The sequence below is a fragment of the Candidatus Pelagibacter sp. HIMB1506 genome (assembly GCF_052047935.1).
GTDB lineage: Bacteria > Pseudomonadota > Alphaproteobacteria > Pelagibacterales > Pelagibacteraceae > Pelagibacter.
Genome location: NZ_JBNAIS010000001.1, coordinates 375,158 through 388,510, shown reverse-complemented (window position 1 = coordinate 388,510; position 13,353 = coordinate 375,158). Strand labels below are relative to the sequence as shown.

General features: G+C 30.4%; 13 protein-coding genes. 4 read left to right on the top strand and 9 right to left on the bottom strand.

Annotated features, from left to right (window positions below):
• The 4 genes from purQ to grxD are packed head-to-tail and all read left to right on the top strand — an operon-like array spanning position 1 to position 3,435.
• Positions 1-684, top strand: a complete 684-nt coding sequence (gene purQ / locus ACTTA8_RS02010; RefSeq protein ID WP_440654054.1) for a phosphoribosylformylglycinamidine synthase I — start codon at positions 1-3, stop codon at positions 682-684.
• A complete protein-coding gene (gene purL / locus ACTTA8_RS02005; protein ID WP_440654052.1) occupies positions 681-2,873 on the top strand; it encodes a phosphoribosylformylglycinamidine synthase subunit PurL in 2,193 nt (730 codons plus the stop codon). Before purQ ends, purL begins: the two co-directional genes overlap by 4 nt.
• Positions 2,873-3,103, top strand: a complete 231-nt coding sequence (locus ACTTA8_RS02000; protein ID WP_262589071.1) for a BolA/IbaG family iron-sulfur metabolism protein — start codon at positions 2,873-2,875, stop codon at positions 3,101-3,103. The genes purL and ACTTA8_RS02000 overlap by 1 nt, the downstream gene beginning before the upstream one ends.
• Positions 3,103-3,435: a Grx4 family monothiol glutaredoxin gene (grxD, locus tag ACTTA8_RS01995; RefSeq protein WP_262589070.1), complete on the top strand. Its 333-nt coding sequence runs from the start codon at positions 3,103-3,105 to the stop codon at positions 3,433-3,435. Before ACTTA8_RS02000 ends, grxD begins: the two co-directional genes overlap by 1 nt.
• Positions 3,436-3,444: 9 nt before the next feature.
• On the opposite strand, the gene rpsD is transcribed toward grxD, so the two are convergent.
• The 9 genes from rpsD to ACTTA8_RS01950 are packed head-to-tail and all read right to left on the bottom strand — an operon-like array spanning position 3,445 to position 13,319.
• Complete coding sequence (rpsD, locus tag ACTTA8_RS01990; RefSeq protein ID WP_440648935.1) at positions 3,445-4,062, bottom strand: 30S ribosomal protein S4; 618 nt, start codon at positions 4,060-4,062, stop codon at positions 3,445-3,447.
• Positions 4,063-4,102: 40 nt separating this feature from the next.
• The gene (locus ACTTA8_RS01985) at positions 4,103-4,816 is read right to left on the bottom strand and encodes an RNA methyltransferase (RefSeq protein WP_440654051.1); all 714 of its coding nucleotides are present in this window, start codon (positions 4,814-4,816) and stop codon (positions 4,103-4,105) included.
• Positions 4,816-5,679 (bottom strand): urea carboxylase-associated family protein, encoded by an 864-nt coding sequence (locus ACTTA8_RS01980; protein WP_440654049.1) that lies wholly within the window; start codon positions 5,677-5,679, stop codon positions 4,816-4,818. Before ACTTA8_RS01980 ends, ACTTA8_RS01985 begins: the two co-directional genes overlap by 1 nt.
• Before the next feature lie 2 nt (positions 5,680-5,681).
• Positions 5,682-7,283 (bottom strand): citramalate synthase, encoded by a 1,602-nt coding sequence (gene cimA / locus ACTTA8_RS01975; RefSeq protein ID WP_440654047.1) that lies wholly within the window; start codon positions 7,281-7,283, stop codon positions 5,682-5,684.
• A complete protein-coding gene (gene cysS, locus ACTTA8_RS01970) occupies positions 7,280-8,635 on the bottom strand; it encodes a cysteine--tRNA ligase (RefSeq protein ID WP_440654046.1) in 1,356 nt (451 codons plus the stop codon). The genes cimA and cysS overlap by 4 nt, the downstream gene beginning before the upstream one ends.
• A gap of 45 nt (positions 8,636-8,680) precedes the next feature.
• The gene (gene nadE, locus ACTTA8_RS01965; protein ID WP_440654044.1) at positions 8,681-9,418 is read right to left on the bottom strand and encodes an NAD(+) synthase; all 738 of its coding nucleotides are present in this window, start codon (positions 9,416-9,418) and stop codon (positions 8,681-8,683) included.
• 39 nt (positions 9,419-9,457) lie between these two features.
• A complete protein-coding gene (locus tag ACTTA8_RS01960; RefSeq protein ID WP_440652346.1) occupies positions 9,458-10,837 on the bottom strand; it encodes a class II 3-deoxy-7-phosphoheptulonate synthase in 1,380 nt (459 codons plus the stop codon).
• A 35-nt stretch (positions 10,838-10,872) separates the two neighbouring features.
• Positions 10,873-12,693, bottom strand: coding sequence for a glutamine--fructose-6-phosphate transaminase (isomerizing) (glmS, locus tag ACTTA8_RS01955; RefSeq protein WP_440654043.1), 1,821 nt, complete (start codon positions 12,691-12,693; stop codon positions 10,873-10,875).
• A gap of 2 nt (positions 12,694-12,695) precedes the next feature.
• Positions 12,696-13,319, bottom strand: a complete 624-nt coding sequence (locus ACTTA8_RS01950; RefSeq protein ID WP_440654041.1) for a DapH/DapD/GlmU-related protein — start codon at positions 13,317-13,319, stop codon at positions 12,696-12,698.
• Positions 13,320-13,353 lie beyond the last annotated feature (34 nt).

Genomic DNA, 13,353 nt, shown 5'->3' with positions numbered 1-13,353 from the left:
ATGAAATCATCTGTCATTACTTTTCCTGGATCCAATTGCGATAGAGATATGGATGTTGCTCTAAAAAAATTTGGATTTAAAAATAAAATGGTTTGGCATGATGATGCTGAACTTCCAAAAAGTGATTTAATTGTATTACCAGGAGGATTTTCATATGGTGACTATTTAAGATGTGGGAGTATGGCATCTAAGTCTAAAATCATGAAGTCAGTCATTAATTTTGCTAACTCTGGCGGTATGGTAATGGGAATTTGTAATGGATTTCAAATATTAGTTGAAACTGGACTAGTTCCAGGTGTGTTATTAAGAAACAAATATTTAGAATTTATTTGCAAAAATGTATTTGTAAAAATTAATAACAAAACAAATAATTATTTTAATAATATTAAAAATGATGTCCTAGAATTTCATATTGCACACAATGAAGGGAATTATTTTTGTACAAAAGATCAATTAAAAGAAATTGAAGATAATGAACAGATTGCAATAAATTATTGTAATGAAGACGGAAAAATAGAAGAACAATTTAATCCAAACGGTTCAATTAAAAATATTGCTGGTATATTTAATAAAGAAAAAAATGTTTTAGGTATGATGCCTCATCCCGAAAGAATGATTGATAATTGTTTATCAGGAGAAGATGGTTCAATTTTTTTTAATAATTTAATTAATAATTTAAAATGATAGTAAACGAACAAGTAGCTATTGATCATGGTTTAAAAAAAGATGAATATGCTAAAATTTGTGAATTATTAAAAAGAACACCAAATATTACTGAACTTGGTATTTTTTCTGCAATGTGGAATGAGCATTGCTCATATAAATCTTCAAGACTTCATTTAAAAAAACTTCCAACAAAAGGAAAAAAAGTTATTCAAGGTCCTGGAGAAAACGCTGGTGTTATTGATATTGAAGATAATGATGCCATTGTTTTTAAAATTGAAAGCCATAACCACCCATCTTTTATTGAGCCCTATCAAGGTGCAGCAACTGGCGTTGGTGGGATTATGAGGGATGTATTTACAATGGGTGCTAGACCTATTGCAAATTTAAACTCAATTCATTTTGGTTCCCCTCAACACAAAAAAACAAAAAATCTGCTAAGAGGTGTAGTTCATGGAATTGGAGGATATGGAAATTGTATGGGTGTTCCAACTGTTGCGGGACAAACAAGTTTTGATAGTTCATATAATGGAAATATCTTGGTTAATGCAATGACCTTGGGGTTGGTTAAAAAAGATAAGATTTTTTACTCAAAAGCAGCTGGTTTAAACAAGCCAGTTATTTATGTTGGTTCAAAAACAGGTAGAGACGGAATTCATGGAGCCAGCATGGCTTCAGCAAGTTTTGATGACAAAATAGAGGAAAAGAAACCCACTGTTCAAGTTGGAGATCCATTTACTGAAAAACTTTTACTGGAAGCTTGTTTAGAATTAATGGCCGGAGATTCAATTATAGCTATACAAGATATGGGAGCTGCTGGATTAACATCATCAAGTATAGAAATGGCATCAAAAGGAAATCTTGGAATTGAAATAAATCTAAACAAAGTTCCTTGCAGAGAAACTAAGATGACACCTTATGAAATTATGCTCTCTGAAAGCCAAGAAAGAATGTTGATTGTTTTAGAAAATGGAAAAGAAAAACAAGCAAAAAAAATATTTGATAAATGGAATTTAGATTTTGCAGTAATTGGTAAAACTACTAATTCAAAAAAAATACAACTTTACTTCAACAATGAAAAGGTAGCAGACATCCCAGTAAATACATTAGTCGAAAATTCACCTATGTACGATCGTAAATGGAAAAAAGCAAAGCTACCTAAAAAGAATAAAATTAAAAAAGAAGATTTAAAAAATTTCAAAATTATAGATGTTCTGAAAAAAGTTTTAGCAAACCCAAATATTTGTAGCAAAGATTGGATTTGGCAGCAGTATGATCATACGGTTATGGGTGATACTATTCAAAAACCAGGTGGAGATGCTGGAGTTGTGAGAGTGCATGGAACAAATAAAGCCGTAGCCGCTTCAGTCGACAGTTCTGCTGTATATTGTTGGGCTCACCCTCTCACCGGTGGTAAACAAGTTGTTTGTGAAAGTTTTAGAAATTTAATTTCTGTTGGTGCAAAACCAATAGCTATTACTAATTGTTTAAATTTTGGAAGCCCTGAAAATGAAGAGAATATGGGTGAGTTTGTCGAATGCGTTCAAGGAATTGGTGAAGCAAGTGAGTATTTAAAATTCCCAGTAGTTTCAGGAAATGTTTCTTTTTACAATCAAACTAAAGATGAAGGTATAAAGCCAACTCCTGCTATTGGAGGTGTGGGTTTGATAAAGGATTATAATAAAATGATAACTATGGATTTTAAAGAGATTGATAATGTGGTTTTAGTTATTGGAAAAACAGAGGGACATTTAGATCAAACTTTATTTGCAAGGAATATATTAGATGAAAAAAATGGTCCTCCTCCCGAAATTAATTTATTTAATGAAAAAAATAATGGAGAAACATTATTGAAACTTATCGAAAGCAATCTAATCAAAAGTGCTCATGATGTTTCTTTAGGTGGAATTGTTACAGCGGTAGCCAAAATGTGCATCAAAGGTAAAAAAGGAATAAATTTAAATAAACCAAAATATTTAATCAATGAATTGGAGTATTTCTTTGGTGAAGATCAAGGGCGTTACATAATTGAGGTTAGTAAAAAAGATTTAAAAAAAGTCACAGATATATTGAATAAAAATGCTGTTCATTTTGATGAACTTGGTACAATCAGTGAAAATGAACTATATTTTGATGATAAGACAAAAGTTACAATTGACGAATTAACAAGTTCAAATACAAAGTGGCTTACAGATTATATGAGTAACTAATGGCAATGGATTTGAAAGAAATTGAGAGTTTAATTAAAGAAGCAATGCCTGATGCTGTTGTAGAGATTCAAGATTTAGCAGGTGATGGAAATCATTATTCAGCGACTGTGACTTCTTCTCAATTTTCAGGAAAAAGTAAAATTGAACAACATAAAATGGTATATAATTCTCTAAAAGGACGTATGGGAAATGAATTACATGCCCTAGCAATTAAAACAAAGGAGCAATAATGGACGATAATACAAAAAATATAATTCAAAATCATATAGACAACAATGATGTTTGTTTATTTATGAAAGGAACTCCAGATGCTCCACAGTGTGGTTTTTCAATGGCTGTTTCAAACATGTTAAAAATTCTTGAAGTAAATTTTAAAGGAGTAAATGTTTTAGAAGATCAAAACATCAGAGAAGGTATTAAAGTTTACAGTGATTGGCCAACAATTCCTCAATTGTATATTAAAAAAGAATTTGTTGGTGGATGTGATATCGTAAAAGAAATGTATGAAAACGGAGAACTTAAAAAAGTTCTTGAGGATAAAGGTATCAATTTTAAAAATTAAATTTAGAAATTATCTAGAGTAATATTCAATTACAAGATTGGGTTCCATTATTACTGGATAAGGAACTTCTTCAAATTTAGGAATTCTTACAAATTTCAATTTTTTGTTCTTTTCATCCATTTGGATGTATTCTGGTGTTTCTCTCTCTTTATTTGCTAGAGCGATATCAATGATTGCTAATTGTTTAGATTTATCTCTAATTTCAATTGTGTCCTCTTCTTTTACTGAATAGCTTCCAATATTAACTTTCTTGCCATTTACTCTAACATGACCGTGATTGATTAATTGTCTAGCTGAAAAAATAGTAGTTGCAAACTTTGCTCTATAAATAATAGCGTCTAGTCTTCTCTCTAAAAGACCGATTAAATTTTCACCTGTGTCACCCTTAAGCATAACTGCTTTTTTGTAAATATTTCTAAACTGTTTTTCGTTAATATTTCCGTAATATGCTTTTAATTTTTGCTTAGCTTGTAGCTGAATTCCATAATCTGAAGGCTTAGAAGTTTTTGTTTGACCATGTTGACCAGGTCCATATGCTCTAGTATTAAAAGGACTTTTTGGTCTACCCCATAGGTTAACCTTTAATCTTCTATCTACTTTATGTTTAGAGTTTAATCTTTTTGTCATTTAATAGTGGGCTTTATAAACTTACTCTTACTTTTGTCAATCAACGTTTTTTGCCTAAACTTGCAAATACACCAGATAAAATACGCGATTCTTTTGATGATAATTCCATCCGGTAAAAGATATTTCTTAGGTTTTCTAGCATTATTGGCTTCTTCTCTTTTGATTTAAAGAAATTAATCTCTTCAAGATTCTGAATACATAAATTAACCATTGCAACAATCTCTTTTTTAGAGGCAGATTTTACTTTATTTGATTTATTAAAAGGGGTCACTTTTGAATTAAGAATACTTGATACATATTGAGCAATAATTATGAGACTATGAGAGAGGTTTAATGACTTAAATTCAGGGTTTGTTGGAATTTGAAGTGTATAATTTGCGTAACTAATCTCATTATTAGATAAACCTGATGCTTCTGATCCAAAAAGGAATGCTACTTTTTTTTTATAGTTAATTTTTTTTAAATCTTCTAATTGAATATGCTTAATATTTTTATTTCTAAATCTCGCAGATGTTGCAATAACAATATCAATATTTTTCAAAGACCTTTCTAAATTTTCATAACTCTTTGTTTTGTTAATAATATTCTTAGCCCCAACAGAAGTTGCTAAAATTTTATCGTTTGGAAATATTGGTTTAGGATCTACAACAACTAATTTCTGAAAATTGAAATTTTTCATTCCTCGTGCACAAGCTCCAATATTTTCTGAAAGCTGAGGCTTATGTAAAATGAAAGAAATATTGTTAACAGACATTAATCAATGCCATGATTTCTGTTATAACTAGAAACAACAGATGGTTTAATATCTTTTAAATACTTGGGATCTACAGACCAAGTAGAAACTTTTAATGGATAACATTTTGCAACATCAGAAGAGTGTTCAGATCCACAATCTCCCCCGGGACAAGCTGAAAGAGCACCCAACAAATCTGTTTCAGCAAAAAACTCCAGATAATCGCCTGGCCTAACAGGGCTAGCTTTCATAAAGTATTGTTTAGTATCATTAGTAAAACCAGTAAGCATAAATACATTTAATACATCATGAACTATTTTTTCAGCATGATCTAATTGAACATTTTTTTCTTTAACTAGTGCTCTTGTTAGATTTGAATGACAACAATAGTGGTAATCATTATCGCTTAAAAGTTTTGAAGTATAAGGATCGCATCTAGTACCAATTACATCATGAACAGAGCCACCATCTTTATCATAATCATACCAATCCAAAGTATCCCAAGTTATTGTCGCTAAAGATCTAAGATATGGAAAGCTGCTAAACATTTTGTCTCCAACTGATAGATGTGTCCCATATAAAGCTCTTGTTTTTCCTGAATAAAATTTTTCCTCTAAATTATTTAAATTAAATATATTTAGATCTCCTACTTGTGGGCCATCTACACTTTCAATTCTAAAAAACTCACCAAATTTTACCTCGAACGTTTTTGCATCTCTAGGAGGAATAATTACTTCATCTTTTTTAATTAAATGTTCTCTTGCAGTATGTAAAATACTTAAATTTTTATCTTCAATTGTGATATTTGGATAACAAACAATAGGTTTTGCCCCTATCCTACTATCAATATCTCTTGGTTTTTCTGAAAATTTTTTAATTTTCATTTTTATAAACTTCCAGGCGCTTTATCCTTAAATAATTTATAATCTAAACTATCCACTAAAGCTTTAAATGAGGCGTCAATTATATTAGGTGATACTCCAATTGTGAACCAGTTCACTCCTTTGGAGTCTGTGCTTTCAATACTAACTCTGGTAACTGCTTCTGTACCTGTATTTAAAATTCTAACTTTATAGTCAACAAGTCTTAAATCTTTCAAATACTCTGAATATTTAGCAAGCTTGTTAACATTCTTTCTGATTGCATTATCCAAAGCATTAACAGGTCCGTTTCCTTGTCCTTCGCATAAAATTTTGTCTCCATCTACCTCTAATTGAGCTTTAGCGTAAGATATAATCTCTCCAGTTTTATCTTTCTTTACTGAAACATCATACTCATTAATTGAAATATATCTTGGTATCTCTCCCATCAATCTTCTTGCAAGTAATTCAAAAGATGCATCTGCACCATCATAGCTGTAGCCAATGAACTCTCTATCTTTTACTTCATCTAAAAGTTTTTTTATTTTTGGGTCACTTTTCTGAACATTAATCCCTATTGAATTTAATCTTGACATTATATTTGATTGTCCTGATTGATCTGAAACTACAATATTTCTAGAATTTCCAACCTCTTCAGGATTGATGTGTTCATAAGTTTTTGGATCTTTTTGAACTGCAGATACATGCATTCCACCTTTGTGGGAAAAAGCTGATGCACCAACATAAGGTAAATGTTTGTTAGGTTTTCTATTTAATATTTCATCTAGTAATCTTGAGCATTGAGTTAAATTTTTTAAATTATCTCTCTTGATACTTAGTACAAATTTATCAGAAAAATCTTTCTTTAAGAAGAATGAGGGTATTAATGACATCAAGTTTGCATTACCACATCTTTCACCTAATCCATTTATAGTACCTTGAACTTGTCTTACGCCAGCTTGAACTGCTGCAAGACTATTAGCAACAGCGTTTTCAGTATCATTATGAGCGTGTATTCCTAAATTTTTTCCTGGAATATGCTTGGTTACTTCAGTTACAATTTTAGAAATTTCATATGGGAGTGTACCACCGTTAGTATCACACAATACAATCCATCTAGCTCCATTTTCAAACGCAGCTTTTAAACAAGACAAAGCGTATTCTGGATTAGATTTATAACCATCAAAGAAATGTTCAGCATCAAACATAAATTCTTTACCTGATTTTACTATATGTTTAGCACTTTCACTTATGTTCATTAAATTTTGTTCGTTAGTTATTCCTAAGGCAACTTTCACTTGAAAATCCCATGATTTACCAAATAAACAAACAGATGAGCTTTTTGAATTTATTAATGATGATAACATTGGATCATTTTCAGCACTATGCTCTGATTTTTTTGTCATACCAAAAGCAGTTAATTTAGTTGATTTAAAATTATGATCTTTATTAAAAAATTCTGTGTCTGTTGGATTAGCTCCTGGCCATCCTCCTTCAACATAATCTACTCCTAACAAATCCAATGCAGATGAAATTTTCTCTTTATCATCGATAGAAAAATCTACACCTTGAGTCTGTGCACCATCACGTAAAGTTGTATCAAAAATATAAAGTTGCTCTTTACTCATTTAAATTTCCAAATTGTTTTACCATCTTTATCTTCTATTAAAACACCTTTGTCTGAGAGTTCATTTCTAATTTTATCAGCTTCTTCATAATTTTTTTTCTCTCTTGCTTTGTTTCTTTCGTCAATTTTCTTCAATATTTCTTCTTCAGAAATAGAGGCTTTACTTTTCTTCAAACTTAACCACTCCTCTTTATTTTGATTTAATAAACCTACAAATCGACAAGCAGAAACAAATAAAGCTTTATCATTGTCATTACCTTTTTGTGCTTTTTCATATAATTTGTGTAAATTTGCTATGTAACCTGGTGTGTTTAAATCATCATAGAGGGGTTGAAGAATTTCACTTGAGACATCTGTATTTTTTTTAATATCTAAATAAACGTTGTACCATTTGTTAATTGTATTTTGACAATCTTCCAAAAGCTTATCATTCCAATCCAATGGTTGTTTATAATGTGCGCTCATTAAAGCTAATCTTAAAACTTGACCACTTATCTTTTTTCTAAAATCTTTTATTTTTAAAATGTTACCTTGAGATTTTGCCATCTTTTCATTGGACATAGTGATAAATGCATTGTGCAACCAAAAATTAGCAAATACCTTTGTGCCATTAGCACATCTTGATTGTGCTATTTCATTTTCATGATGGGGAAATATTAAATCAATACCTCCACCATGGACATCAAACTCATCTCCTAAAAATTTTTTTGACATTGCTGAACATTCTAAGTGCCAGCCAGGTCTTCCTTTTCCCCATGGAGAATCCCAAGAAGGTTCATCATCTACTGATGGTTTCCATAAAACAAAATCTTCTGAATTTTTTTTATTTTCACTGACTTCAATTCTAGATCCTGCAATTAAATCTTCTAATTTCTTATTAGAAAGTTTACCATAATCCTTAAATTTTTTGACCTCAAAATAAACATGATTATTGTTTTCATAAGCAAAACCTTTTTTGATTAATTCAGAAATCATATTAATCATCAAATCAATATTTTCAGTTGCTTTAGGTTGATGAGTTGGTGCTTCACAATTTAAATAATCACAATCTTCACCAAAACTTTCTGTTACTTTATTTGTTAACTCTGAAATTGAAATATTATTTTCTTTTGATGATTTAATAATTTTATCATCTACATCTGTAATATTTCTAACATAAGTAACTTTTGAATATTTTTTATTAAAAATTTTATAAAGAATATCAAAAACAACTATTGGTCTTGCATTTCCAATGTGAGGATCATCATAAACTGTTGGTCCACAAACATACATTCTTATATTTTGTTCATCTATTGGAACAAATTTTTCTTTTTTGTTTGTAAGATTGTTTGTTAAAAAAATATCGTTACTCATAATTTTAGAAATATACTTAAATTATAGATTTGTGAATCTATTTGATTAATTTGGAATTTTGCATACTGGAATAGGCTCCATTTTATGCAAATTTTGTTTTCTAATGGTTTCGTATTTTGCTCTATTGGAAGATTTAGGATTATCCATAGCTTCCTCAAGCTCTTCATATTTTAACCCAAGCTGACCCTCATCTGTTCTACCATCATCCCATAATCCATCAGTAGGTGCAGCTTCAATTATTTCATTTAATATTCCAAGCTCTTTTCCAAGTTCCCAAACCTGAGTTTTATTACAATCTGCTATGGGAGAAATATCTACACCTCCATCTCCGTATTTTGTGTAAAATCCTACACCAAAGTCTTCTACTTTGTTACCAGTTCCAACTACTATTCCTTTATTAGCTGCAGCTACTTGGTAAAGAGTAGTCATTCTTAATCTTGCTCTAGAATTTGCCATTCCATGCTCGTTTTCAAATTTAGATAAACTTGAGCTAAATGCTAAAAACAATTCATCTAAATTAATTGTATGTGCTTCAACATTTTTAAAATTTTTTACCAACCATTCCTGATGTTTTAAACTTAAATCATGTTGATGTGATTTTTGTTTAATCGGCATCGACAAAACTATAGTTTTCAAACCCGTCATAGCACTTAAGGTGCTAGAAACAGATGAGTCAATACCTCCAGATATTCCAATAACAAGAGACTGTGCCTTTGAAGGCATATTGTCCACATAGTTTTTAATCCAATTAGATATAAACTTAGCTTTTTCTGAGGCGTTCATGATAAATAAATTATTTTATTACAGATATTTTACAATGCCTTAAGATGCCGCTCTATCTGCATTTTTAGAATATGAGCTATTCTTTTTAATCTCATCTGAAATCATAAATGCCAATTCTAAAGCTTGGTTGGCATTCAATCTTGGATCACAATGAGTATGGTATCTTGAAGAAAGATCTTCTTCAGAAATTTTTTGTGCTCCACCAATACATTCAGTTACATCTTGACCAGTTAACTCAATGTGAAGACCTCCTGCATAACTTCCTTCACTTTGGTGACATGCAAAAACATTTTTAACCTCATTTAGTACACTATTGAATGGTCTAGTTTTGAAACCTGTTGCAGCTTTAATTGTGTTACCATGGCATGGGTCACAAGACCAAATTACATTCAATCCCTCTTTTTTAATTGCTCTAATTAATTTTGGTAAAAATTTTGAAACATTATCTGCTCCAAATCTTGAAATTAAAGTTATTTTACCTTTTTCATTTTTTGGATTAATTCGGTTACAAAGATTAATTAAATCATCTGGTTTTAGTGTTGGTCCACATTTTATACCTATAGGATTTTCAATTCCTCTACAAAATTCCACATGTCCTCCATCAAGCTGTCTTGTTCTGTCTCCTATCCAAACGAAATGAGCTGAGGTATCATGGTTCTCACCTGTAGTAGAGTCAGTTCTAGTCATTGCCTCCTCAAAAGGTAATAGTAACGCTTCGTGTGATGTCCAAAAATTCACTGTGTATAATCTATTATTGAAATCTGATGTAATTCCACAAGCTCGCATAAATGCTATGGCATCTGCAATTTTATCTTCAAGATCTTTAAATTTTTTGGCTTCTGGACTTTTTTTAATATAGCCTAAATTCCATAAATGAACTTTGTTCAAGTCTGCAAAACCTCCTTTTGAAAATGCTCTTATAAGATTTAGAGTTGATGCGGATTGAGAATAAGCTTTAAATAATCTTTTTGGGTCAGGTACTCTTGCTTTTTCAGTAAATTCCATTCCGTTTATATTATCACCTAAATAACTTGGAAGCTCCACACCATCTTTATTTTCAACAGGAGAACTTCTTGGTTTTGAAAATTGACCAGCAATTCTTCCTACTTTAACGACTGGTAAAGAAGCTGAATAAGTTAAAACTAAAGACATTTGCAAAATTAATTTAAATGTATCTCTTAAATTATCAGGGTTAAATTCAGCAAAACTCTCTGCGCAATCTCCACCCTGAAGTAAAAATGCTTTTCCGTCCACAACATCAGCTAATTGATCTTTTAAGTGTCTAGTCTCACCTGCAAATACTAAAGGAGGAAAAGTTCCAATTTTATCTAAAACTTTATTCAGTTCTTTTTTATCTGGATATTCCGGTATGTGTTTAACTGGATATTTTCTCCAACTATTTTTTTTCCAATTTTTCATATTCAACCTAGGGGTGTTTTAGCAGAGTTTAAATTTTATTCAACTGTGACGGATTTAGCTAAGTTTCTTGGCTTATCTATATCATAACCCATTTTCAAAGCTGAATAATAAGCAAGCTTTTGAAGTGGAATTGTTAAAAGGAATGGTAATAAATCATCATTGGTATTTTCAACCTCAATAGTTTCCCAAATATTCTCTGAAACAATTTCATCCTTACTTTTGTTTGTGATTAAAAGAACTTTGGCACCTCTTGCTATAACTTCCTGCATGTTGGAAATTGTTTTTTTATAGTAAGTGTCTCTTGGTGCCAGAACAACAACTGGCATTCCTTCCTCTATCAGCGCTAGTGGTCCATGTTTCATTTCTCCCGCAGGATAGCCCTCAGCGTGAACGTAAGATAATTCTTTTAGTTTCAATGCTCCTTCCAAAGCTATTGGAAAAGAGAAACCTCTTCCAAGGAACATAGATCCTTTAGCTTCATTAAATGTTGAAGAGATTGCTTGAATATCATTATCTACTAATAAAGTTTTTTCTATTAAGCTTGGTAAGTTTTTAAGATCTTTAATTTTTTCCTGATAATTTTTTTTATCTATTTGACCAGACGAAGATCCAATTTTTAAAGCTAAAATATATAAAACAAGTATTTGACCTAAGAACGCTTTTGTAGATGCAACCCCTATTTCGGGTCCACAGTGAATTGGTAATACAAAATTTGAGTCTCTTGCTATTGAGCTTTCAATTACATTAACTACAGCACATGTTTTCATATTATTTTTGTTGCAAAGATCCAAAGCTGCATAAGTATCTGCAGTTTCACCAGACTGAGAAACAAAAATATATAAACTATCCTTTTTAAATCTATTTTTTCTATATCTAAACTCTGAAGCTATATCGATATTAACATCTAAAGAGGTTAATTCTTCAAACCAATATTTTGCCATTAAACAAGAATGATAAGCAGTACCACAACCAATTAAAGTAACTGATTTAATTTCATTGATTTTCCATGGAAAATTGAAAATGTTTATCTCATTATTTACATTATCTAAATATTCTTTAATTCCAGTTTTTACTGTTACAGGCTGCTCCTCTATTTCTTTAGCCATGAAATGTTTAAAGTCGCCTTTCTCATAATTTGACTCATTAGATGATAATTCTAAAATTTTTTTGTTAATTTTTTTTCCCTCTTGATTGTAAAAATGAACTTGATCTTTTTTAACAATACAAAATTCTCCATCATCAAGATAAGTAATTTTATTTGTCATGGATTTTAAAGCATAAGAGTCTGACCCTAGGTAATTTTCATTAGGACCATAACCAACAGCTAGTGGTGATCCTCTTCTTGCACCTACAATTAAATCTGGAATATCTTTAAAAATTATACCTAATGCAAAACTTCCATGAAGTTGTGTCAAAGTTTTGGTTATTGCATCTTCTAGCTCCATAGTTTTTAAATTTTCTGTAATTAAATGGACTATTACCTCAGTGTCAGTCTGAGATTTGAAGGTATGACCCTTGTTAATTAAATGTTTTTTTAAAATTGTTGAGTTCTCTATTATTCCATTATGGACGACAGAAACATTATCTGATGAGTGTGGGTGAGCATTAATACTATTTGGAATTCCATGAGTAGCCCATCTTACATGGCCTATCCCAATATTTCCTTTTAAAGATTTTAGATCAAAGTTTTGTTCTAAATTATCAACTCTTCCTTCGGATTTTACTTCATTAATTTCACCATCAAATAAAGTTGCGACCCCTGCAGAGTCGTACCCTCTATATTCTAGTTTTTTTAAAGAATTTATAATATTTGCAGAAACAGATTTGTTACTAGATATTCCTATAATTCCGCACATATTTATTTTGTTTTTCTTTTATAATTTTTAATTTCCACTTGCACAGATCTAGTTAGTGCTAAAGATTTTTTTTTAACATTTTTTGTTATTACAGATCCTGCACCTATTATACTTTCTTTATCAATTTTTATAGGCGCTACTAGAGATGAATTTGATCCTATGAATACTTTATCTTCGATTACCGTTTTACTTTTTTTTACACCATCATAATTACAAGTAATTGTTCCAGCACCAACATTAACCATCTTGCCAATATTACTATCTCCGACATAAGATAAATGATTAATTTTTGATTTATTTCCAACAGTTGATTTTTTAATCTCTACAAAATTACCTACTTTTGAACCTTCTTTAAGAATTGTATCAGGTCTAATTCTTGCATAAGGACCTATCTCAACTTTATTTTCTACCTTACAAGTTTCGAGATGCGAAAAAGATTTAATAACAACATTATTTCCTATTTTAACTTTAGAACCAATTACCACATATGGTTCAATTATTACTCCTTTTCCAATTTTAGTATCCTTTGAAAAAAAAACAGTTTCAGGACCTGTCATTTTAACTCCAGCTTTTAAAAACTTATTTCGAAGTTTATTTTGATTATTTTGTTGCTTTGTATGTTTCATCTAGATTTTCTTTATATTAAGTATATATCTTAAT